Raw genomic sequence first — 24,511 nt, forward strand, 5'->3', positions numbered from 1 at the left:
ACCTGTCTCAATATTTGCAAAGTAATTAATTGTTATATCTTATTGTTATTATGTGATAGTTGCTATCATTTTTGGGTGTTTGTTTGTATTTTGTTGCGTGTTGCTGCGGTTTAAATAGCACTTTTTTATGAGAACAAATATAAAAAAGGCCAGCAGTATAAAGACTATTGGCCTTAAATAATCGGCTACCTTAATGATCAGTAGCGCTTAAATTGGCTACGATAATGATCAACCCACATTGCCGTTGCGCCACAAACGGCAATTGGCATCACAAATAAATTAACAATCGGCACCATGGTTAATAGCATCACCACAGCACCAAAACTGAGTGCCTGACCTCGCTTTTGTTTTAGCGCGTCTCTCATTTCAGGAAAAGGTACTTTATGGTTATCAAATGGATAGTCAGCATATTGAATTGTCATCATCCAAGCATTGAATAAGAACCATAATATTGGAGCAACAGTTTGGCCAATGGCTGGAATCCACATTAAAATGAGTAATCCAATCGCTTTAGGTAGATAATACTTAAGCTTGGTCCATTCACGTCCCATGGTGCGAGGTAAATCGGTTATTAACGCTTTAAAACTATCATCAGGCGGGGCTTGTCCCGTGAGTTTAGCTTCAAGATATTCGGCTAATAGACCATTAAACGGGGCTGCAATCCAATTAGCAATTGTACTAAAGAAATAAGAAAACGAGACTAAAGCAGCAATCGCTAATAATGGCCATAAAATATAGGACAGCCATTCTAGCCAGCTAGGTAAATAGCTCAACCAATTGTCAATCCAGCCACTAAGGTGAGTTAATAATGTTGCAAAAGCGCTACCAAGTAACACAATATTTATCACCAGAGGGATAAGTACAAAGCGGCGCGTGCCCGGTTGGAAGGCAAGTTGTAGCCCTTGAAAAAAATAACCAGCACCACTGGTTGTAGAGTTTGTATTATGCTGTTGTGGCATTTCTTTCTCCTGAACAAGCATTTTCTAACGTTTTACTGTTCATCTGTTTAGATTTCTTTATAGATTTGAATTGTCGAGGTAGGATGGAATCAATTCGTAAAATTGTTGTCACTACGTTGACGATAAATAAAAATGATGAGTAACAATACAAAAATGATTTAAATTTGTACAAAAATTACTAAGCTTACACTATCTTGATGGAATCTCGATATTCATGTTCTCATTGTCAAGTGAGTTTTGGTACAGTAAGTCATTCGGTGAGAAATTCTAACTAGATACTAAGTTTCCTAGTAGATTTTTTTCTATTATTAACCCCGTAAAGGGATAACGAGTTAATTTAGAGTATTCATATGCAGGAATTGCGTCTGGTTCTTATTATTGTTGGTGCGTTAGCAATTGCAGCGCTTCTTTTTCATGGTCTATGGACAAGTAGAAAAGAAAAACCAGCTAAATTTGGTGAGAAGCCACTAAGTAAAATAGATGAAGCAAATCTTGAAAGTCAAGATGTTGCCCAAGAGAGTGTTAGTGACGTCCGTGTTGTGAATAATACACCGGAAGAGACACCAGCAAAATCAATTCAACCTGAGGTTATTGAAACTCAGCCAGCACCTAAGCGTAAAGAGCCTGGATTTAGTTTTGGCGAGCGTCCTCAGTACGATCCATTATTAGGTCAAACTGCGCCCCAACCAGTTAATACGCCCGCTAAAGTAGCTACACATGACCGTATTGAACCACAGATGAATATTGGTTCTACTGCTCAACCGACTGTTGCCGCTCAACCGACCGTTGCCGCTCAACCGACCGTTGCCGCTCAACCAAGCGTTGCGGCTCAACCAAGCGTTGCAGCTCAACCAAGTGTTGCAGCTCAACCAAGTGTTGCAGCTCAACCAAGTGTTGCAGCTCAACCAAGTGTTGCAGCTCAACCAAGTGTTGCAGCTCAACCAAGTGTTGCAGCTCAACCAACCGTTGCAGCTCAACCAACAGTGACAGCTGAAGCTATCACAACACCAACGCCTATTTTTACGCCTGTTGTTGAAGACGAGAATAAACAGCAAGATCGTGTTGTAGAGAGTGTTGAAAAAGAAACTGTTACAGAGATAAAGTCTGAGCCTGAACTTAAAGATATTATTGAGCCAGAGATATTACCTGAGCCCGAATCTTTGCCTCCAAGCTATTTATCTTTGTGTGTGCATGCTCGTAAAGGTAAGGTATTACGCGGTCCATCATTGTTTGCATGCTTAGAGCGTAATGGATTGATTTTTGGTGAAAACTCAGTATTTCATCGCCATGCAGACTTAGCGGGTACTGAACCTGTTATTTTCTCTGTAACCAATTTGCTTAATCCTGGTACGTTTCCTGAAACCAATTACCAGCATTTTGAAACGCCAGGTATTGGATTTTTCTTGATGTTGCCTTGTCATGGAAAAGCATCAAGTAACTTTAATATGATGCTTCAAACGGCACAGCAAATTGCAGATCAACTTAATGCGGATGTGATGGACCAAGATCGGGTTATGATCACCCCTAATCGTATTGCTGCATACCGAGAAAAATCAGTAAAATATAATCAATGCTAATCCAATAGATTATTATTATTGTTTTATAATTCAGGCTCCTTCGGGGGCCTGAATTTTATTGTATCTATAGTCATCGCTCTAATGATTTGAAGTCTTGTTATCAGAGTCATTAATCAACATTTTCTTCAGATAGGAATTGAAATGAACACCGACCTTCAGCAACAACTTGCCAGCTTAAAACAACAACTTGATTATCATGGCCATCGTTATTACGTTGAAGATAACCCTGAGATACCAGATGCTGAATATGATCGTCTAATGCAACAATTATTGGCGATTGAAGCAGAGCATCCTGAGTGGATCAGCAATGATTCTCCAAGCCAGCGTGTTGGCGGAGCTGCGCTTGAAGGGTTTACTCAAGTTACCCATGAGATTGCGATGCTGTCATTAGGAAATGCATTTAATGATGATGATTTACGTGATTTTCAAAAGCGACTTCAAGATCGATTGCGCGACAACAGCAGTATTAGCTATTGCTGTGAGCCTAAATTAGATGGTTTAGCTGTTAGTTTAATGTATGAAAATGGAGTGTTAGTTCAAGCTGCAACCCGTGGCGATGGTGCGACGGGAGAAAATATCACTCATAACGTGCGTACTATTGGTGCGATTCCATTGCGTTTACGCGGTGATGATTGGCCGCAGCGATTAGAGGTTCGCGGTGAAGTGTTCATGCCTAAAAAAGGCTTTGATGAACTCAATGCTAAGGCATTAAAAAAAGGCCTTAAAACCTTTGCTAACCCACGTAATGCTGCTGCTGGTAGTTTACGTCAACTGGATCCTAAAATTACCGCAACTCGTCCATTAAGCTTCTATGCCTATGCGGTTGGTGTGGTAGAAGGACAAGAATTAGCTGATACCCAATACCAACGTTTATGTCAGTTAAAGGCATGGGGACTGCCAATGTGCCCAGAGATCCGTTGTGTTGATAGTATTGAGTCGGTGATTGAGTATCATCAAATGATCGGTGAAAAACGCCAATCTTTAGGCTATGAAATTGATGGTGTGGTGATCAAGGTTGATCAACTGGATCTACAGTTACAGCTTGGTTTCGTTGCGCGTGCTCCTCGGTGGGCAATTGCTTATAAATTTCCCGCTCAAGAAGAAATGACCGTTTTAAACAATGTTGAATTTCAAGTTGGACGTACAGGCGCAATTACTCCAGTCGCTAAACTGGAGCCAGTATTTGTGGGTGGTGTAACAGTCAGCAATGCGACATTGCATAACGCTGATGAAGTGTCACGTTTAGGGGTTATGATTGGTGATACCGTCATCATTCGCCGTGCAGGTGATGTGGGTGTCACCTTAGTAAGCAATGTTTCAAATAGATAAGCTTTACTTCCTAAGTTGACCCATTCCTCGATATTAGTTCTAAGCTGAACAAAGAACCTATTGGTAATAAATAATGAAAGAATTTAAGTTTAACGATAATCAACTATCCATAATAAATGAACTGGAAGTTGATATTGATATAAACAAGTTAAACATTGCGTTTGGTAGTGAAAGTATCGATAACTTTGATAACGACGAACAGTTTTTAATATTGAAAGTAGCCAATGCTTGCTATCGCTCAGGGTTTCCGGTGGTCAAAGATTCTATTTACGATACCTTTATACAGATATTTACAACAAACAACCCAAATCATCCATTTATTACTTCGGTTGAATCTGAAGTGATAAATCTAGGTAAAACAGTCACTTTACCTCAGAAAATGTTATCTACAGATAAAGCATATTCAAAAAAAGAAATAAATAAATGGTTAGATAGAATTATTAAAGCTGCAAATGAATTGGATCTTGATTCGAAAGAAATAGAAATTAGAGTGACGCCTAAGTTAGACGGTTATGCTGCTTTTGATGATGGAGAAAAACTTTATACGAGAGGTGATGGCGTAAAAGGTCAGGATATATCAAGAGCCTTTGAACGTGGTCTAAAAGTGGCTGGGAATGGTCAGAGGGGGCTAGGTGCTGGTGAAATAGTTATCGATAAAGCTTATTTTGAAGAAAATCTGAGTCAGTATTTTGAAAACTCAAGAAATATACAAGCTGCTATTATTGCAGAGAAAAATGTAGATGAAAAAGTATTAGAGGCTATTAAGGATGGTGCTTGTGTTTTCTATCCCTTTAGCCAAATCATTAATTGGACGGGTAATTATCAAGATTTGATGGCGGATTTTGATAATAAAATTGATGAGGTATGGAATGCTGTTGGATATGATGTTGATGGTGTCGTCTTGGAGGCTACCGATTCTCGCATCAAGAATCACATGGGAGCAACACGGAAATTTCATCGTTGGCAAATAGCATTTAAGGTTAATGATGAATCTGCTGAAGTAGAAGTTATCAGTGTTACTCCACAAACGTCAAGGATGGGAAGAGTTACACCTGTAGCAGAACTTGTGCCAACACGAATAAGTGGTGCAACCATTAGTCGAGTGACAGTTCACCATTATAAGATGGTAAAAAACAATGGGGTAGGTCCTGGAGCTATACTTCAAATTGTTCGAAGTGGTTTGGTTATACCTAAAATAGAAAACGTGATTAAAGCTGTAGAACCCCAGATTCCAGAGTTGTGCCCTAGTTGTCATTCTCATCTTATATGGGAGTCTGATAATTTAGTTTGCCCTAATAAAAATGACTGCCCAGCACAAACAGAAAATACATTGGTGCATTTTTTTAAAACTCTGGGCAATAATGATGGTTTTGGTCCGAAAAATATTGAGAAATTATCAAATCTGGGAATTAAACATATTCACCAATTGTATGCGTTAAAAGCACATCAATTTATATCTTATGGCTTTGGTGATAAAACATCTAAAAATCTCTTTGATCAACTGCAAGTGAGTCAAGAAGTTGAAATTGAAGATTGGCGCTTCTTGTCTGCTTTTGGTGTTAGTCGTCTAGGTGGTGGTAATTGTGAAAAACTTCTTCAACATTACCCTTTAGTGGCGTTATTCGAACTCTCTGCCGAAGATATTGCAAAAATTGATGGTTTTGCTCAAATTAGTGCAGAAGCAATTGTTGAAGGATTAGCGAATATTAGAGAAGAATTTTTTAAAGTTTATGATCTTGGATTCAATTTAGGCATTACACCTAAACTGTCAGAGAAAGATGATTCCTCTTCACCAATTGCAGGTGCAACTGTTGTTTTTACCGGTACTATGCTTCAAGGAAAACGTGGAGATATGGAAAAACATGCTAAATCCTTGGGCGCCAAGGTGGCTAAATCAGTTACGGGTAAAACTACTTACCTTATCGCGGGTGAAAAAGTTGGTGAAACGAAGGTTAACAGTGCAAGAGATAAAGGTGTAACAGTCTTGTCTGAACAAGAGTACTTAAACTTAATTGACTGATTTTTATATATATCTTTAGCTTCGATGAAAGTAAGAATATTGATATCATCAAAGTGAGATACTGTAGTCGATCATGAAGCGATTCTGGTTGTTAAGATATGACAGAATCGCTTAGTGATGATGGATGCCCCACTTAATTTAAACATTTATAAAGATGTACAGTTTTAGTTGACTATTTCAGTAACTGATTGATTACCCAGTTAGGTATGATTACTGTCCTAATTGTGGAATAAGTTGGCCGTCAATAGTTTCAATTAGCACTGTGATGAGTATGTACGGATTCTCCGGGAACCTTGGAACCACGTTAACTACCTGCGGAGTTCCTGAAGATATATCGACTCCTTGAATCCTTAAGTAATCCTTCTCCAAAGATTTGTAGCCTTCTTCTAAAATTATTGGTATTTCCTGTTGGAACATATCTATAGATACGATTCCACTTATTGTGCTGTGTTCCGACATCATTTCAAATTGAGGTGGTATTTTGAAAACTTTCGATATCCGAAAGTCAGAGGAGGCGAGACCATTAAGTACTGCACTAATGATTTTATCTTCTGCATCAATAGCATATGCTCGAATGAAATATCGCTGTACAAATCCTGTTGTAATATCAACAACTGGCCATACGTTGGCTACTAACTCCATAGTATTCCTTTCTTCCTTTTGATGAACACTCACTTTTATGCTGCGAGATTAAATATTTAGGTCAGTATACTTAAGTTATGCATATAAAATAATGATAAGAGTAACACTTTGTTACTCTTAAATAGCTCTTTGAATAAAAGATCTATTAATTTATGCTTACTTGAATAATAAGGTTAGGGCCATGACAAAATCATGCTAGCCGGATATGAATGACTATTTGGTCTAATTAATAGTGGGTATAAAACAACCAAATGAAATCATTAACCATTTAATGATTAATCAAAGAATTTCATCTAATCAAGACATTAAAAAAGCCGAAATTACCCTCTGTTTAAAGGTACCAAGCCGAAGTTCATCAAATACTCCAAGTGAGCTATATGTCTTTTCAGTACTACTAGTTGTGCTATTCCATGCTAACTTACAATCTATTTCATCTTGATCTTCTAACAACTCATCTTTTTTAAGATGATTACGTAAAGTGTCTGATTCAATATCTATAAATTTATCCCATTTTGCATACATGCATGATTTGGGAATGTCGTATTCGATTTGTTCTGCATACTCAATTAAACTTTGTTCAGCGAAAGTGAACAGCCATGCCTGTTGTTCGGTAGTAGCATTAACTCGAAGAATTCGCCCAAGTACCTGTCTAAAATACAATTCTGTTTTGACTGAACTCATGTGACAACACACTTGAAGGCGCGGAATGTCAGTACCTTCACTAATCATTCCGACACTAACAATCCACTGAGTATTGCTTTGTCGGTAGCGTTCAATTTCTGTTAAAGGTTCTTCATGGCGATAGGTCACGATTGAGACAGATTGAGCGTATTTTTCGGAAAGTATCTTTTTAATTGTTTGCGCATGGTGAACAGAAGCCGCGACAACTAACCCTCCTGCATTAGGTGATTGAGAACGTATCTCTACGAGCTTTTGGCAACCTAATCCAAGCAAGTACTCCATTGCATCCTGATTATGAATAACGTTTTGATATGAGGTCTTAGTTTGATTAAGCATTTCCAGTATTGAGGAAAACGACTTTATCTTATCATCGTTAGTTACTGTTAGATGTTCATTATCAACCAAAACAATCTTTGGAATTCTGCAAACTTTATCATTGATTGCTTGCTTCAATGTGTATTGATAATCAACTAATAACTTGCCATCAGGATCACTATATTCACCCATTACTATCGGTAAAGAGTCAGAACGCCAAGGTGTTCCCGACATAGCGAGAGTGTACGTGGCTAGTCCTTGAATTTTAGTCAGAACTTGCTGTCCCCAAATATTGGCATTTTCAATATCAGAGCCAGAACAATGGTGTATCTCATCAAAAACTACAAAGACTCGGTGATTACGTAATGTTTGCCAAAATTCGTCGTTAAGAAATTGCATTGATTGATAGGTAAGAGATCGTCCAATAGAACCTAATCCCCCATTAAAGGTACAATTTAGAGCTTTTGAAAAGGTTCTTTTTATTCCGTCAGAGACAGTTAACGATGGAGAAAAACACAGTACAAGATCGACCATGTCATATTGCAATAATCTAGAAGCTATAGCTGCTGCCAGCACTGTTTTTCCTGCGCCAGGGGTTGCTTGGCAGAAGAAGTGCGCTTGCTTTGTTTTGTATTTATGTAATGCCTTTTCTGAGCATTTCACCTGCCATTGTCTTAGCACGATAGGTTATCCTCAGAGAGTGTGTTGAGAACATTTGTTAATACATTGACCCTCCCTAACAGTTGTGCCGAATGATCTCTTGCTCGTTCAAGATGTGGGGCTAACTTGGATTCTAACTCGGGAAAGCGACTACAAAGAGATTGATATTCATTAATTTCTCCAAAAACAATTTCTAGCTCACCTTTATATTGGTTGCGTTCATGCCTTAATACTGAGTAATCAGATATGGCAGAAATAGTAATATGAGTGTCATTTTGAACTAAATTGTTTCGAATACCGTTAAATAGGTCGGTTTGAAAATACCGTTTTTTCTGTCCAGTCCCTTCACTTCTAAGCCAATTATTCTTCACTAAACGTAATATTTGTCGGTAAACTTTACGACGAGCATCATCTAGATCAATGCACGAATTATTAATAGAAACAAATGCATCTCTTATCTCAATAACTGAAAATCCATCCATTTCTTTTTCAATCAATAGCTTGTGCATTTCATTACTGATTTTCATAGAGCGTTTCATGTACCACTTACACCACTTAAATACTAAGGATTGCTTAGTATACAGAAATCAGTAAAACTAAGAAAATCTTAGTTACCGTGAGAGTAAGAGATATGAAGCGTAAGTGTCATTCGATAACCCAATTCCAGTGCGACTCAAATACGCACGTAAAAAAGCGAAACTCTCTCAAAAAGCGTTGGGAGTGTGCATAGGTATGGATGAAAGTTCGGCTAGCCCCAGAATGAATCAGTATGAAAAGGGTAAACACACCCCAGACGTAAGAACTTTGAAGCTATTAGCTGATGAATTAGGCGTGCCTTTAAATTATTTTTTCTGTGAAGATGAAAGCTCAGCTGAGTTAGCATGCATTATTTCTCAAATGACAGACAGTGAAAGAAAAACACTCATAGCATCACTAAGTCAAAGTAAAGACTAAAGAAAAAGGGTATATTCAGACCTAAGTTCCAAATTTAATTTTCTGTGGGTTTGCAGGTAAATAAGCCGTTACCGTTCCCAACAGTACCTCCATGACAGGACATTCAACAGCATGTTTCAACAAGTATTTAAAAACGTCGACGACATCTTTCACAAAGATGCAGGTTGCTCTTCTGAGCTAGATTACACAGAACAATCCTCATGGATGCTATTTTTAAAGTACCTCGACGATCTTGAGTTCACTAAATCTCAAGAAGCGGAAATGATGATGGAAACTTACGAGTACATCATCGAAGAGCAATACCGTTGGAGCAACTGGGCGGCACCTAAAGATGCTGATGGCAAGTTTGATCACAACAACGCCTTAACGGGTGATGATTTAATGGATTTTGTTGATGGTCAATTGTTCCCTTACTTGAAAGGCTTTAAACAACGAGCTGATAACGCTAATACCATTGAATACAAAATTGGTGAAATTTTTAGTGAGATAAAAAATAAGATTCAGAGTGGTTATTCACTACGTGACGCATTGGAAAAGATTGATTCATTACGTTTCCGTTCACAGAAAGAAAAACACGAACTGAGCCACTTATACGAAGTTAAAATCAAGAACATGGGTAATGCTGGTCGAAATGGTGGCGAATATTATACGCCGCGCCCATTAATCCGAGCGATGATCGATGTAATACAGCCTAAAATCGGTGAAACCATTTACGATGGTGCGGCAGGATCTGCAGGCTTTTTATGTGAGGCTTATGATTATTTGCGTCAAGGTGGTCGCGAAAAAGTGAAGCTAAGCACCAGTGATTTACAAACACTTCAAAACGATACCTTTTATGCCAAAGAGAAAAAGTCTCTGGCGTATGTTATCGCTATCATGAACATGATTTTACACGGCATTGAAGCGCCTAACGTATTACACACCAATACACTATCTGAAAATCTGCAAGATATTCAGCCAAGCAGCCAACACAGCATCATCCTAGCTAACCCTCCATTTGGTGGAAAAGAACGTAAAGAGGTTCAAGAGAACTTCCCTATTCAAACGGGAGAAACTGCATTTTTGTTCTTGCAACACTTTATCAAAATGCTCAAACCCGGTGGCCGTGCAGCGGTTGTTATTAAAAATACCTTCCTAAGTAATACCGACAATGCAGCAATTGCACTGCGTAAAGAGTTACTTGAAAATTGTAACTTACACACCGTGCTTGATTGTCCAGGTGGTACGTTCTTAGGTGCGGGTGTAAAAACGGTGGTGCTCTTTTTTACCAAAGGCGAACCAACGCTTAATACATGGTTCTATGAGCTAAATGTCGGTCGTAACATGGGTAAAACGAATCCACTAAACGATAAAGATTTAGAAGACTTTGTTAAGCTGCAAAAAGCCGCTATGGGTGATTTGAAAAAAGGGGGTTCAGATAAATCATGGTCAGTTGCTATTCGTGATATTGATGAAAGCACTTATGATCTATCGGTTAAAAATCCGAATGTTGCAGAAGAAGCGCCACTGCGTGAACCTAAAGTGATTATTGGTGACATTATAAAGCTTGATAAAGAGTCTGAGGCGATTTTAGCTAAGATTCAGGAGTTATTGTAATGGAGTGGAAAACTAAAGGGCTTGATGAGGTCTTATTTATTCAAGAAGGACCTGGTATTCGAAAATACGAATACGAAGATGGTGGCTACCCAATGATCAATGTTCGTTGTGTCCAAGACGGATACGTTGATATGTCTAAATCTCGAAGTGCAAACTATGAGCTCGCAACTACGAAATGGAAGCATTTTCAAGTAGAAGAGAATGATATTTTATACACTATATCTGGGACTATAGGTCGTTCTGCAATAGTTAAAAAGAGTGATTTACCATTATTAATGAATACAAGTGTTGTACGTTTTCGCTCTTTAACCGAATTCCTTGATACAAAGTTTGTTTATTATGCTTTTAAAACAGAGACTTTTATTAAGGAGCTTCTTGGGTACTCAACAGGGACTGCCATAAAAAATGTAGGACCTTCTCACCTAAAGAAAATGGCAATATCGTATCCTCCAATCTCAGAACAAAAGCGCATTGTGGCTTTACTTGACACCATATTTGCCGATTTAGAACAAACCCGCGCTAAAACCGAACAAAACCTAAAAAATGCCCGCGAGTTATTTGATAGCTATCTGCAACAAGTGTTTAGCCAGAAAGGTGAAGGTTGGGTTGATGGAAAAATGACTGATATTTGTGAAATAAATACTAAGCTGATTGATCCGAAAGAAGACGAGTATTTAGAGCTATTACATATTGGTGCAGGTAATATAGTATCAAATACAGGGGAAATCATTAAGCTCCAAACAGCTAAAGAAGAAGGACTCATCTCAGGTAAGTTTGTTTTTGATAACTCAATGATACTTTACAGTAAAATCCGACCTTACTTGATGAAGGTGTGTAGACCTGAATTCACAGGGCTATGCAGTGCAGATATATATCCTTTGTCACCAATAAAGGAGGTGATGGATAAGGACTTTTTATTTTATTTATTATTGAGCAAAGACTTCACTGATTATGCTATATCTGGCTCTGGAAGAGCGGGTATGCCTAAAGTAAACCGAACTCATTTATTTAATTATTCAGTATCTATTCCTCCTATCGAAAAACAACGTGAATTTATTATTAAAATTAATCAAGTAGCGAGTCAATCACAAGATTTAGAAAGAATTTACAAATCAAAATTAGTAACGATAGACGAACTCAAAAAATCCATATTACAAAAAGCCTTTAGTGGTGAGTTAACCACATCGGCTAAGTAATCATTGATAATAAATTTAATAACACAGGTAAGTGTCATGGATAGAAACGAATCTGAAACCCGTGCTGAGTTAATCACGCCTAAATTAACGGTAGATGGTTGGGGTAAAACTGACCATAGCATTATTCGCCGTGAAGTGAGTATTACGGCTGGGCGTATTTTGGGGGGCGGTAAACGCGCCTCAAAACTCAGTGCTGATTACGTTTTAGAGTTTCAAGGCCGTAAACTCGCTGCCGTTGAAGCCAAACGTGAAAGGCTAAGTTATACCGAAGGTGTGCGCCAAGCGAAAGACTACGCTACACGCTTACAGTGCCGTTTCGCTTATGCCACTAACGGTCATGACATTTACCAAATAGATATGCTAAAGGGTGATGAAAAGTTAGTAGATAGCTATTTAAGCCCTGAAGATATGTGGGCGATTGCCTTTAATGGTGAGGATGGTAAAAGTGAACCCGAGTTCACTAGTACTTGGCGTGAAAACTTTGCAAAAATCCCCTTTGAATGTAAAGGCGATTGGCAACCTCGTTATTACCAAGAAAACGCTATTAACCAAGCGTTAGAGGCAATAGCAAAAGGCAAAGACCGTATACTACTTACCCTTGCAACAGGCACGGGTAAAACCTGTATTGCCTTTCAAATATCATGGAAGCTGTTTAACAGTCGTTGGAGTTTACAAGCAGCTAAGAACCCCAGTAATGCAAAAAAACGTCCTCGTATATTGTTCTTAGCCGACCGTAATGTATTAACCAAGCAAGCCTTTAACGACTTTGGTGCTTTTGGTGAAGATGCAGTAGTGCGCATTACTCCGGCTGAAATTAAAAAAAACAAAGGTGTACCGAAAAATGCCAGTATATTTATGGCCATTTTCCAAACGCTAATGACGGACTCTGGCGGTAATGAAGAGGCTGAGGAAGTAGAAAGTGAAGAGTTTGATTCTGAGCAAGTAAAAGATACTAGCAACTGCCGATTTAGAGAATATCCAAAAGACTTCTTCGACTTTATCATTATTGACGAATGTCACCGTGGTGGTGCCAATGATGAAAGTTCATGGCGCGATATTCTTGACTACTTTGCCCCTGCGGTACAACTTGGTTTAACTGCTACACCAAAACGTACAGAGAATGCTGACAGTTATAAATATTTTGGTGATCCCGTTTATAGCTATACCTTAAAACAGGGTATTAACGATGGTTTTTTAACGCCATTTAAGGTTTATCCGATAGTCGGCACTATGGATGAGTACGTGTATACCCCTGGTGATGCTGTTACGTTTAAAGGCGAACCAGAACCAGGCAGAGTATATAAAGAAGGTGACTTTAACCGCATCATTGTAATGCCGCAGCGTGAGCAAAAGCGTGTGCAGTATTGGATGGATCATATTAATCCACGTGATAAAACGATCGTGTTCTGTGCGACACAAGAGCATGCTGGAATGGTGCGTGACTTTATTAATCAATATGCAGTAAAAAAAGGGTGGACGACTAACCCTAGCTATTGTGTGCGTATTACTGCAAATGATGGTGCTGCGGGTGAAAATGACCTACGCACATTCTGTGACAATGAAAAAACGATTCCGACGATATTAACGACTTCGCGTAAGTTATCGACGGGTGTCGATGCTCGTAATGTACGTAATATCGTATTAATGCGTCCGTGTAATAATATGATTGAGTTCAAGCAGATCATTGGTCGTGGCACACGTATGTACGATGGCAAATCATTTTTTACTGTGTATGACTTTGTAAAAGCGCACCACAACTTCTCTGATCCTGAATGGGATGGTGAGCCATTACCACCAAAAGAAAAACCAGACGAAGAGCCTTGTGATATCTGTAATAACAAGCCCTGTAGCTGTTTATGTGAAACGTGTGGCTTTAATCCATGTAATTGCGAAAATGAAATCCCTCCAGAGCCTTGTAGCGATTGTCATCACTCTCCATGCCAATGTGTTACAGAACCTTGTAATAACTGCGGAGATACCCCTTGTAGTTGTAATACGGGCGATGGCGAAGAGGAGAACGGCAAACCAGAGAAGATATTTATTACTCTAACTGATGGTAAGGTGCGTCAAATACAGCATATGAAAAGCGTATTATTCATGGGGGCTGACGGCGCTATGCTCACCGCAAAACAATTTGTTGAACAACTGTTTGGTGATTTACCTAGATTTTTTGGTAATGAAGATGAGTTACGTGAGATATGGAGTAACCCAAGTACTCGCGAAAAGCTATTAGCTGATTTGCAAGAAGCTGGCTACGATGATGAAAAACTCGATAGTATGAAAGACATTATCGATGCCAAAGACAGTGATGTTTACGATTTATTGTCTTTTGTCGCTTACGCCAGAGAACCCCACACTCGTAAAGAGCGCGTTGCAACCGCGAGACCAAGTATATCGAGTGAGTTTACTGACAAACAAATTGAGTTTATCGAATTCGTTTTAGATAAATACATTGAAGATGGTTTTCAAGAATTAGCCGCTAAGAAAATGCGTAGTCTAGTTGAACTCAAATATGACACCATCAGTGACGCTGCTGTGGAGTTTGGATCTCCTGCGGTAATTAGAGATACGTTTATTGGTTTTCAGAAGTATTTGTATGTGTAGGGGGCTGAGTCTCATACTTATCAGATAAGAGTCTGTTGGGATGTATTGCGAAACTGTTTTTAATGTAGCAATATCGTCCCATAGGTTCATAGGGTGAAGTGGCAGTATGTAGTAGACTCGTTGAACGAGGAAATCGAATTAGAACTAAAAGAAATTGCTGACGATTGGATGGCATTATTCCACAATCCAGAACTAGAAAAAATGGTAAATGGTAGCCAGTATAATGACGAATGTAGTCTTTGTGGACTAGATAGCCATTTTTGCGCTTGCTACTAAGCTATTAAATTAAAAGCTCTGTTGCTAATTGTCTGTTCAATTAGAAAGTCTACGAAGTTCTGATAAGGTTGTTAATAAAGAATCTAATGCCTCTTTTTCTCCAATTTCATCAGACTTCAAAGAGTCTGCGATTTTTAGCATGTGTTTTACTCTAACCTTGATCTGGGTTGATATAGGGGCTCTCTCAACACTTTGATCTGAATCTGGCTCATTAATTTCATTAGCTATATGTATATATCTTGATAGTGTGTCATTAGATGCATGCATAGTAACTTTTCGACAGGCATTTGCTGCAACCGTTAATATGTTGTGAAAACTTCCAGATTCGGCTAATTTTTTTATAGATTTCGCAACTCTAAGTGTGATGAACCTGTGACGAAAAGAATGATTAGTCAGGTGTCTGAGATCTCGGCAATATTTACTACCGTTGATTACTTTCTTAGCATAGTTTTTTAAGTAAGTAGCTTTGAGAGCCTTTCCTGTTCTTAAATCAACAAAGATAGCATCATGCTTTATATCAGGAAACATATTCTCTACCATTTCGATGTGCCAAAGCAGAACTTGAATATCTTCCTTAGTGGTTTCAACTTCTCTTTTTTTACCTTTATATTTTCCTTTCATAATTGGAATCTGTCTAAGTATAGGCACTTTGGTGCTAAGTAGATTTTTTGCAGATTCTTTTATTATTGATCTGGTGATTTGGTGTACTTCGGTGATTCTAGAACCCGTAATATCAAGTAACGTAGTAAATGCTTGCCATCGACTAAGAAGGAAATCGTCAATGTTAGGGTGGTAGGTGGTGCAATTAATCGCATCAAGCCACATTTCTAACTGGTAGTCACGAATAAATTCAATATCAGAGCTTATATGAATTAAGCCTTTAAGACAGTGATGAGTTAAGTATGGTATTTCAATACCTCCTCTTGTTATCTTCTTATTCTGATAGTGAACCTTATAACCTCCTGTATCCTCTTTATAAGATGTAGCTAACATGACCTCAGGCTGTCGCCTAGATAAATAGACTATGTATTCAAGAGCTACTCTGATATGTTTTATTATGGTATCGTCGAATATTCCTCTATCTTTGAGATGTTCGATATACTCATATAGCGTACTATCGTTTACATCATAAACATTGATTTTCTCATTCTCTAGAAAAGAGCAGAATAAATTCAAGTTGTATGCCTTCTTAATAACAGTGGTTGCAAGAGGCTTTATGTTATATACGCTTGCTCCTCCTCCAATATGAGTAATGAATGCATTAGCATTCCAATCAAACATTCCTTCCTTAGTAATTATCATAGGAAGTTTACATTTTGACCTCTCAGCTATTCTACTACTAGTCAAGATGCTACCAAGATTGGGCTGGTTAGCAATAACGACTGTCGACATTACTTAACTTCCCCTACACGTTGCTTTCCAAGTATCTGTGCTTGCTCTCGGATCAAGTTTTTAATAGCATCATCTATCACCAAGTCTTCACGGTAGCTTTCGATAAGATGCATGTAAGCACGATATACTTCTGCCAAAGCTTTTTTAAGTTCTTCATTCTCCTTTTTAAGTATATTTGAAGCTTTATCATTTGATTTGTATATTGAGCTTTTGTTTCCATGACTTTCACTATCTGCAAGTTTTTTATTTGCATTTTTGATAGCCTTTTGAAGCATCTTGAGGGGGGGAGCATTATGTTCAGCGTGAGCTGTATTCCAAGAGTATGATATAATGCCCAAATCATCATCACTCCATTTGTGAACCGATGCTTCTGCGATGAAGTTTCCTTTAATATTCAGTGATGTGAATATATCCTCTACTGAATTAATGGAATTAATTAACTTAGCTTTCTTCTCTATTGAATTAGTGATCGCATTTTTTCTGTTTTTTACTGCTTCTGACGTTTCACCTAGTTTATATTTTGGCATTGTTAATTTCCTTTTTTGTCTATGAAATAAAAGAAAACGTTCTCTCCTTCAATTTTGCAAAAACGAACTTCCTGTTTGTTTTTTCTTTATGCTCAGAAATTAGCTTTTGTACCAAAGGTTCTATTACAGTAGATATATTTGATGTTTTTCTTGCTTTATTAACAATGGTGTGAATAGCATTATCTGCATTGATGTGTTTATTTAAAGAGGCTCCGATTTTAGCTATAGTTAATTCAGCTTCTTCAATCCATTCATCAGTTGGATCCACTTCAGCATAATGGAATGTCTGGTCTAGGTTAGCATGTCCCAGAAACCAAGAGAGTTCATCTAGTCCCTCTCCGTCAGTAAAATTGAAATATAAAACAGCAAAGAATCGTCTGAATTGGTGTGTTCTTGCATACCATCTTTTACCATTTTTCAGTGGAGACTCGATCCAGTCAAAAAATGTATCTAAGCAATCGTCCAAGGCGTCTCTGCCAAATGCTTTCTGGTGTTCATGCGTTTCTAGGCGATAGGTAGATGCGGTGCTTGAACGGGCATTGAGCATTCGAGTGAAAAGGTATGATTCTTTATCGTCATTAACCAAACCACGTCTTTCTTCAATTTCGCTTACAAATGCAGCGAATTCCAGCCCGTAATCATATATTATGTCTGGGATCGGTCTATGTACTTCTTCAAGTTCCCATCTTTCAGAACTTTTTGGTATCCGCAAAATTAGATCAAATAATCCATCTATTGGTGATTGCACGAAACAAGACCGTCTTAGTGTGATAAGTGATGTTGTTCTGGCACCAGAAAAACTAGCGATAAGTATCCAGATAGCGGCGATGTATAGCCTGACAACTATTCCTACGGATATGCCATCGCTAAAATCGTTCTTATAACGGTCAAGCTCATTCTCATAACGCCATGAAGTAATATTTAGATCGTACAGGGCGTCGGGTATTGGGGTGTTTTTAAAAGCCATATTCTGGTATTTTCGTAAATTATCAACCTGCTTTTTTGCACCGTTAGAATCGATTAAGGTTTTTTCTGCCTTATTTAACGAAGAAAGATATTTTCTTAACGATGGCCCATAAGCTCGAACAAAGTGAAGCGCTGAGGACAGTGTATAAAGAGAAATCTGAACGGGCATAAGAGGGGTTTTTTCAGGTTCAACTACTTCATTGAAAATGGTATAGCCACTTGAAAAAAGCTTCTGAACAGGATGTCTGAATTTGTACTTTTGGCAAGGTCGTGCTGTGAACAGGGCATGAAGTTTTGATATTTCATTTGATATGGTTTTGACTTTTGGTGCTAAATCATAATTTATGTCGAATTTAATAATGCAAGCATTGGGGTATTGTGCTGTATAGCCAATTTCACTTCTGAATCCTTCATGCTGGCTTTCTAAGTATTTTATTAGCTTGTCTTTTAAGCTTTTGAACTGCCTGCTTGTAAGTGTGATTGATTTTTTCAATGAGCCCCAATCGATCTCACTTTTTGAATTCCAACGCTTTAGAATAATGTCCAAGCACTTATCGAAATTATGCTTTTCTACATTAAACGACAATAAATAGTCCTTAACGTGTTCAAAGCTAATTTCCGATAAGCTCCTTATTGGCTTTTGGTTTTTTAGGCCTTGTAGTTCATTTGCGTGAACTATCAAGTGACACGTAGTTCTCAATATATCTGAGGCTCTTTCCGCTCTTGTTATTTTGCCTTTAGTATTTAAGTAGAGCAGACTGTTCCTTATATCCTCAAGTAAATATTGATTAATTTTATCTGTCAGTTTTTCATTGTGAGATACGTTCTTAGCAAAAGAAAGGCGTCGAGTAAGGTTCTGATTATCTTCTAATGCATACCCTGTTTTCCCTATAACCCAAGTAGTATCGAATACGCTTTCATTAAGCATCCAACTCGGTTTGGGATAGCAGTCCTCCTCGTTTATAATTGCTAATTTAGTCGGATCATTTAGTTCTTTATGGGGAGATAATCCAGTCTTTTCCATTTCAGCTATCCTCAATACTGTTAAGTTTTTTCTCTGCTTGTCTAAGAAGTAGCTTCAAGATAATGGGGCCTTCTGAAATTTTAGAAATAGCGGCTATACAATCATCTTTAAGATCTTGATCTTCACCGTTTTTGACGTATTTTAATGCTAGTATTATATTTTTAAGTGATATGCAAAAATACTTATTATTAGAGGTGTCATGTTCGGATCCTTGTGATTTAAGGCTCTCATAAAGAGTTCCTCCCATGTCAGGATTGTCGAAAGCTTTTATAACTTGGGTTCTAAAATCTGCAATAGTTAATTGAAGTGAATCTGCTGGCGATTCATCATGAGTGACGGCCATGAACAAGAGGACATGCTGAAAGGACCTGATTTTTACTCTATATACTAATTCAGTTAGGTAGTCTGGGATATATCTTGCAAGAGTCGTTTTTACGGTGTTACCAAAATAATTTGCAGCTTTTAGGGAGTCACCGTTGGAATCTAAATAAATCCAAACTCCTTTTGATGAGCGGACTTTTGTGAGCGTAGCATATTTTAATAGTTCGCTTTTTTTAGCAGCTTTTGCTCTGATTTTTTTGAATTGATTTTGAAAAGTTGAAGGTATCGGATTGCTAATGCCATATTTGGATGTGCATAACCAGAGTTCTTTTTGGTTTGTAAATTCTCTCGCTCGGTTGGTCATTTCAAGAGCCATTTTTAAGCAAGTAGCTGCATCAATATCCTGTTCCGAGATATCGATTGGATCGACAAAAGATCTAATAGTATTTCTTGTTTTAGTATGTCTCGCTCGGAGTTTTAAAGCACGAAGTTTTACTGAACCCTCATCTGTAACTTGAATAAATTCATGTCCGTGACCATCTGAATATACTTTCACGTTGTATAGTGAGTAAGGATTGATCCCTAACTCTTCAATAATTATTGTTTGCATCGCAGATGCTACCCGTGTTGTCAATCCAAGGTGTTGTTGAACTTCTTTAGAATAGGAAATGCCTTCAAGGTCATGTTTAGGCATACCATTTATGAAGCACTCATAAAAGTGATCGAAGTAAGCTACAAGGTTATTTTTTCTTAGTGTCTTTGAGGAACAGGCTGATGAAAATGGGTTGTACTTTTTTATAATTCGAAGATCGGGATGTTTAAGGAACTCTGTTTTTTGACTGTTCGAGATTATTTGGCTTTGTTCTTTAAACTTTTGGTAACCATCCAAAACTATTTTTCTTGCTTCTTCAAGTAAGAGATTTAAATTGTTAGCAAGCTCAGAGGTTAGTTCTTTTATGAAATCAGAGGTATTTCTAAAAAGGTCTTTTTCTCGTTCATCATAAATGTCAGTGGTACATAGAAGAGGGTTGTTTAATCTCACTTGCTGAGTTTTTACGCATCTTCTCAAATTGTCAGGAAAATCTGTTTCTTTAGATATAAGGTTATGATCACGTAAGACTGCGATGGCGTTTTTTACATTCTGAAATTTTCTATAAGCAGTGTTTCTAGAAACCTTTTTCAGCAGATTATTTCGAAATTTAAGTAGCGTACCTTCAATAACTTTTGGATGTTCGTACCATCTAGGATCTTCAGCAAATACAAAATTTAAATAATTATTTAGTGGTCCTCTATGTTGTTTAATTTGCTTAAAATTGTAGACATGCTCTCTTAATCTCTGACTTATCTCTAGAGAACAGGTTCTGGATAGTGTTTCGTAAAACTCTTCATCAGCGTTGATCTTTTTGGATTTTATTTTTACAAGATACTTATTAGGTATTATTTGAGCCTTGTAAGCTTTATGTGCTGAATCGGAGTAGGGTTTATCTGGGAAGATAAAATATTCTGTGAACACTCCTTTGTCGATTAGCCGTTTTGTTAGGCTATAAAGCAGGGTGAGTTTTTGGTGAGCTACTGATTTTGTGTGGATCTGGCACAGATGTGAGCGGATATGAACGAATGCTTTTGTTAATGCTGCGCTGTCATTGTTTTTTATAGGGGGGCCTAGTAACCCCTGATATGCATCTAGCAGATGTAATATTAGTAACCTTCTATTGTATTTTTGGCAGTTAACAAACTTTTCTACCACGGTGAAATAATCTGGTATTAGATAAGTTGACAACAACCTGAGTTTTTCTTCAGTCAACATACACTATACCTATTTGAAAGTTTCAATTAGGTAAAGTTTATGTTGAAAAATTAGAAATTGGCAAGGAACTTATGTGTTTATAAAATTATGAAATAGAACTCAAAAGTGACACTCCGATGTGATTCCACAAATTGCAGCAGTGGTTGAGTCTCGCCGTCCTGCTAATGCGACTACGATTGTATTTCCGACCGAGTGTCCGGTATGTCAATCAAAAGTTGAGCGAGTTGAAGGTGAAGCTGTTGCACGTTGTTCTGGCGGACTATTTTGCCAAGCACAACGTAAAGAGGCGCTTAAACATTTCGTATCACGTAAAGCGTTAGATGTTGACGGCTGTGGTGAAAAAGTCATTGAGCAATTAGTTGATCGTGAAATGGTAACAACACCCGCTGACTTATTTAAATTAACCGCAGGGGTTGTTACGGTACTAGAGCGTATGGGGCCTAAGTCGGCACAGAAGTTAATTGATGCGTTAACAGCGTCAAAACAAACCACGTTAGCACGATTTATCTACTCATTAGGCATTCGTGAAGTCGGTGAAGCGACAGCAGCCAATGTGGCCAATTATTTTGAAACCTTAGAGGCAATCAGTCAGGCATCTAAAGATCAATTAATTAAAGTGCCAGATGTTGGTGAGGTGGTTGCTGCACATTTGTTCAATTTCTTCCGGGAACCACATAATACTGCGGTTATTGATGATTTATTAGCGCAAGGTATTCATTGGCCTGCGATTGAGAAGCCTCAAGCTGGAGTTGAATTGCCGTTAGAAGGCAAAGTGGTGGTGCTTACGGGGTCGTTATCCCAATTGACTCGTGGTGACGCAAAAGCGGCATTACAAGCACTTGGTGCTAAAGTAACAGGTAGCGTATCAAAGAAAACCGATTTATTAGTTGCAGGTGAAGCCGCAGGTTCGAAGTTAACCAAAGCCCAAGAGCTGAATATTGAAATTTGGGATGAACAGCAGTTGGTTGATTTGATCAATAACAGCTAACAAATAATTCGATTTTAGATTGAAGCCTCACACAAGTGAGGCTTTTTTTGGTCGTTATTTAGCCAATGTTAGTGTGCTGTTAGTGATAATAAACTTAATTTTTAGTATTTATTTAATGGTGGTAATGAAAAATATTTGAGGTTGACATCCATAGTTTACTATTTATGAAACTGCTAATAGCGCTATATTAGAAATACGACACTGTTCACAATAATAGTTTTTAAATTGTCTATCTCTTTGTTTATTAGGGGTGTTTTTTTATTTTCGTGTTGGTTTAGAAAACATATGACATTGATCACGATAGTGCCAAAAGTTTGCACTCAATCATATTTTCACTATTAAAAAGTAAGTTCTTATTGATGTTTTGCGCTGCGAAAGTAGTCTTAATACCGAAGTTACTTAAAAGTTCAATTTAAAACGAAAAAATATGAATCGGTTGAAATGATTCGACTGACATATAGGAGATTTACTTGTCACCTTCGGCGGCCAACCTTTCAGGGGCAAGTAAACAGCTAATATCTTTTAGGAGTTATTCCATGGAAAACATGTTCAAACGTACGCTACTTGGCGCTGCAATCGCAACAGCAGCAATGGCTTCAACTGGTGCAAACGCTGCAATCGATCTACTAGACGGTAAAGTACAGATGTACGGACAGGCGGCTGGTTTTGTTCAATACGGTATGCCAAAAGCGGATAAATCAGAAGATACAGTACTTGCTGTTATTGAATCACGTATCGGTTTCCGTGGCGCAGTTGAGTTTGATAACTTTGCTCCAACACTATTATGGCAAATTGAAGGTGGTAATGCTGACAATGGCGGTTATAACCCTGAAGAAAGCTGGAAACATGTAAATAACGGTGCATTAGGTGCTCGTGATACTTTCCTTGGTTTCCAATTTGATGGCATTGGTTCTTTCAAATACGGTCGTCAGTTAGTTGCTGCATATAATTACGTTGACTGGCCACACTCAAACCCTGGTCTAGGTAACGTATTTGACTGGAACCAAGATATTGGCGCGTCATACGAAGATCGTACTAACAACAACCTTCGTTTTGATTCTGCAAACTTTGGTGGCTTTAACGTTCAAGCAACGCTAAGCAACATGGCAGGATCTACTGATAATGTTGCATACAGTATTGCAGCATCTTACTCTGCAGACATGTTCTCTGTACACGCTGGCTACTATGATAACTCAGCAAAAACGGATAATGATGATGCATTCCTTGCAAATACTGGTTCTCAATACTCAATCTTTGGTGGTTCGTTATTCCTAGGCGATATTACGTTAACTGCTGCAGGTAAGTACATGACAACTGATGTTGCTCTAGGTACTAACAGTCAGTGGGCATGGTCTACAACAGCTCAGTACGTTTACAACGGTCAGTGGGTATACAAAGTTGGTTACGCAGGTACTAACGAAGCTGATATCGCAGGTAAAGGTAAGCAAGCAGATACTGATGATACCGCAATTACAGCACGTCTAGGTTACTTACTACCAAGTGCATACCTATTTACAGATATTCGTCATTACAACATGAATGGCGGTACTGAAGGTGGTGATTCAACAAACCTACTTATGGGTGTTGAATACTACTTCTAATTTGATTTGAATTAGAAGAAAAAAATAAACGAGCATTGGTTATCAATGCTCGTTTATTAATTAGGAGAGTTATATGAAGTTAGGTAAAAAACTATTATTAGCAAGCGCGATGGTGATGGCGCATGGTGCACACGCAGCTGTTGATGTGTCTTTTGCTCCAGATGTTGAAACTGTGATTGTTAACGGTAATAAAACCCTTAATCTCCTAGAAAAAACAGAAGATTTAACGCTAAATAATGGTCTCAACCAAATTGTGGTTCGCGTCTCTAAATTAGTCGAAGGTCAAGGGCAATTAGAAAAATACCGTTCAGAGCCGATTGTCATTACATTAACAGCAAACGATAAACAATTTAAAGTTGTCCCTGGTGCGCGGGTTGTTAGTTCAATCGATGTACGTAATTTTGATGCGAATCCGACAGTGAAGCTTATTGCATCAAACGGTGATGTCATTGATGCAAAAATGGATGTACTTCCAAGAAATAACAGTGGTGATACAGCCACACTTTTCGGACGTGATTATTTAAAAGATTTGGCTTACTATAATCAGTCACAAGGTTATGCATTTGCAGGTGAAAAGCCACTTGTGGAGCCTAAGAAAAAACCTAAACAGTTGGTTAAAATTGAGTCTCCAGCGACAGCAGTTGAGCCCGTTGCTATTGTTCAACCAGCAAAAATAGTCGCAGCAGAGCAAGAACTTAAAAATATCTATTCACAATTAACGCCACAGCAGCGTAAAGCATTTTTAGGCTGGGCGGTAACACAATAATTTATTCTGCAGTCAATTATTGATAAATATGATTAGAAGCGTAGGAATAGAGTGATTCCTACGCTTTAATTTTATCTGTCATCATTTAATAATGATACTTACCTTTCTTTATCTCGCAAAACATAGCTGGCATAAATTCAATATTACCATTTTGTAGTTGGCACTCAACGAAAGGGCCTGTTGGTGAATTTTCCGCTTGCAGAGTAAATGGCATCATCAAAAGTGCTCCAGCGCAAAGTCCTAAAATCTTTTTCATCTTTAGTTCCTTTTTTTGTGAGGTTGATAGCAAATTTACACTCTCATTTTGGTT

The 24,511-nt window shown here is 38.0% G+C and carries 18 protein-coding genes and 2 pseudogenes; 11 read left to right on the plus strand and 9 right to left on the minus strand.

Annotated features, from left to right (window positions below):
• Nucleotides 1–197: 197 nt before the first annotated feature.
• Nucleotides 198–959: a sulfate transporter CysZ gene (gene cysZ, locus BTN98_RS01900; RefSeq protein WP_060999561.1), complete on the minus strand. Its 762-nt coding sequence runs from the start codon at nucleotides 957–959 to the stop codon at nucleotides 198–200.
• A 350-nt stretch (nucleotides 960–1,309) separates the two neighbouring features.
• On the opposite strand from cysZ, the gene zipA reads away from it, so the two are divergent.
• The 3 genes and pseudogenes from zipA to BTN98_RS01915 all read left to right on the plus strand — a co-directional run bounded on the left by zipA (nucleotide 1,310) and on the right by BTN98_RS01915 (nucleotide 5,885).
• Entirely contained in the window at nucleotides 1,310–2,536 is a 1,227-nt protein-coding gene (gene zipA / locus BTN98_RS01905; RefSeq protein ID WP_105029941.1) for a cell division protein ZipA, read from the plus strand.
• 141 nt (nucleotides 2,537–2,677) lie between these two features.
• A pseudogene (ligA, locus tag BTN98_RS01910) lies at nucleotides 2,678–3,862 on the plus strand (NAD-dependent DNA ligase LigA); the annotation flags it as partial.
• 76 nt (nucleotides 3,863–3,938) lie between these two features.
• Nucleotides 3,939–5,885 (plus strand): BRCT domain-containing protein, encoded by a 1,947-nt coding sequence (locus tag BTN98_RS01915; protein WP_060997139.1) that lies wholly within the window; start codon nucleotides 3,939–3,941, stop codon nucleotides 5,883–5,885.
• Between the two features lie 210 nt (nucleotides 5,886–6,095).
• Here BTN98_RS01915 and BTN98_RS01920 read toward each other — a convergent pair whose 3' ends face one another.
• From BTN98_RS01920 to BTN98_RS01930, 3 genes are all read right to left on the minus strand, one after another.
• The gene (locus BTN98_RS01920) at nucleotides 6,096–6,527 is read right to left on the minus strand and encodes a hypothetical protein (RefSeq protein ID WP_060997138.1); all 432 of its coding nucleotides are present in this window, start codon (nucleotides 6,525–6,527) and stop codon (nucleotides 6,096–6,098) included.
• Nucleotides 6,528–6,824: 297 nt separating this feature from the next.
• Entirely contained in the window at nucleotides 6,825–8,204 is a 1,380-nt protein-coding gene (locus BTN98_RS01925) for a DEAD/DEAH box helicase (protein WP_060997137.1), read from the minus strand.
• Nucleotides 8,198–8,710 carry a hypothetical protein gene (locus BTN98_RS01930; protein WP_060997136.1) on the minus strand — a complete coding sequence of 171 codons (513 nt, stop codon included), beginning with the start codon at nucleotides 8,708–8,710 and terminating at the stop codon, nucleotides 8,198–8,200. The genes BTN98_RS01925 and BTN98_RS01930 overlap by 7 nt, the downstream gene beginning before the upstream one ends.
• 115 nt (nucleotides 8,711–8,825) lie before the next feature.
• On the opposite strand from BTN98_RS01930, the gene BTN98_RS01935 reads away from it, so the two are divergent.
• From BTN98_RS01935 to BTN98_RS20235, 5 genes are all read left to right on the plus strand, one after another.
• Nucleotides 8,826–9,137, plus strand: coding sequence for a helix-turn-helix domain-containing protein (locus BTN98_RS01935; protein WP_060997135.1), 312 nt, complete (start codon nucleotides 8,826–8,828; stop codon nucleotides 9,135–9,137).
• Nucleotides 9,138–9,248: 111 nt separating this feature from the next.
• Nucleotides 9,249–10,733 (plus strand): class I SAM-dependent DNA methyltransferase, encoded by a 1,485-nt coding sequence (locus tag BTN98_RS01940; RefSeq protein ID WP_060997134.1) that lies wholly within the window; start codon nucleotides 9,249–9,251, stop codon nucleotides 10,731–10,733.
• Nucleotides 10,733–11,929 carry a restriction endonuclease subunit S gene (locus BTN98_RS01945; protein WP_060997133.1) on the plus strand — a complete coding sequence of 399 codons (1,197 nt, stop codon included), beginning with the start codon at nucleotides 10,733–10,735 and terminating at the stop codon, nucleotides 11,927–11,929. The genes BTN98_RS01940 and BTN98_RS01945 overlap by 1 nt, the downstream gene beginning before the upstream one ends.
• A 36-nt stretch (nucleotides 11,930–11,965) precedes the next feature.
• A complete protein-coding gene (gene hsdR / locus BTN98_RS01950) occupies nucleotides 11,966–14,533 on the plus strand; it encodes an EcoAI/FtnUII family type I restriction enzme subunit R (RefSeq protein WP_060997132.1) in 2,568 nt (855 codons plus the stop codon).
• Nucleotides 14,534–14,653: 120 nt separating this feature from the next.
• Nucleotides 14,654–14,809 (plus strand): hypothetical protein, encoded by a 156-nt coding sequence (locus tag BTN98_RS20235; protein WP_156451827.1) that lies wholly within the window; start codon nucleotides 14,654–14,656, stop codon nucleotides 14,807–14,809.
• Between the two features lie 36 nt (nucleotides 14,810–14,845).
• Here the strand turns inward: BTN98_RS20235 and BTN98_RS01960 are convergent, their stop codons facing one another.
• The 4 genes from BTN98_RS01960 to BTN98_RS01975 are packed head-to-tail and all read right to left on the minus strand — an operon-like array spanning nucleotide 14,846 to nucleotide 20,846.
• Entirely contained in the window at nucleotides 14,846–16,201 is a 1,356-nt protein-coding gene (locus tag BTN98_RS01960; RefSeq protein WP_060997130.1) for a site-specific integrase, read from the minus strand.
• Nucleotides 16,201–16,728: a hypothetical protein gene (locus tag BTN98_RS01965; RefSeq protein WP_060997129.1), complete on the minus strand. Its 528-nt coding sequence runs from the start codon at nucleotides 16,726–16,728 to the stop codon at nucleotides 16,201–16,203. Before BTN98_RS01965 ends, BTN98_RS01960 begins: the two co-directional genes overlap by 1 nt.
• A gap of 19 nt (nucleotides 16,729–16,747) precedes the next feature.
• Nucleotides 16,748–18,718: a site-specific integrase gene (locus tag BTN98_RS01970; protein WP_240616103.1), complete on the minus strand. Its 1,971-nt coding sequence runs from the start codon at nucleotides 18,716–18,718 to the stop codon at nucleotides 16,748–16,750.
• Between the two features lies 1 nt (nucleotide 18,719).
• Complete coding sequence (locus BTN98_RS01975) at nucleotides 18,720–20,846, minus strand: hypothetical protein (protein ID WP_060997127.1); 2,127 nt, start codon at nucleotides 20,844–20,846, stop codon at nucleotides 18,720–18,722.
• A 115-nt stretch (nucleotides 20,847–20,961) separates the two neighbouring features.
• Between BTN98_RS01975 and BTN98_RS01980 the strand changes: the two are divergent.
• The 3 genes and pseudogenes from BTN98_RS01980 to BTN98_RS01990 form a co-directional block, all read left to right on the plus strand.
• Nucleotides 20,962–21,834, plus strand: a pseudogene (locus tag BTN98_RS01980) (helix-hairpin-helix domain-containing protein); the annotation flags it as partial.
• Between the two features lie 536 nt (nucleotides 21,835–22,370).
• Nucleotides 22,371–23,435, plus strand: coding sequence for a porin (locus BTN98_RS01985; protein WP_060997126.1), 1,065 nt, complete (start codon nucleotides 22,371–22,373; stop codon nucleotides 23,433–23,435).
• Between the two features lie 73 nt (nucleotides 23,436–23,508).
• Nucleotides 23,509–24,201 (plus strand): DUF2057 family protein, encoded by a 693-nt coding sequence (locus BTN98_RS01990; protein WP_060997125.1) that lies wholly within the window; start codon nucleotides 23,509–23,511, stop codon nucleotides 24,199–24,201.
• An 85-nt stretch (nucleotides 24,202–24,286) separates the two neighbouring features.
• Here BTN98_RS01990 and BTN98_RS20240 read toward each other — a convergent pair whose 3' ends face one another.
• Nucleotides 24,287–24,457 carry a hypothetical protein gene (locus tag BTN98_RS20240; protein ID WP_156451826.1) on the minus strand — a complete coding sequence of 57 codons (171 nt, stop codon included), beginning with the start codon at nucleotides 24,455–24,457 and terminating at the stop codon, nucleotides 24,287–24,289.
• Nucleotides 24,458–24,511: the final 54 nt, after the last annotated feature.

This window comes from Photobacterium aquimaris, assembly GCF_002954455.1.
Lineage (GTDB): Bacteria > Pseudomonadota > Gammaproteobacteria > Enterobacterales > Vibrionaceae > Photobacterium > Photobacterium aquimaris.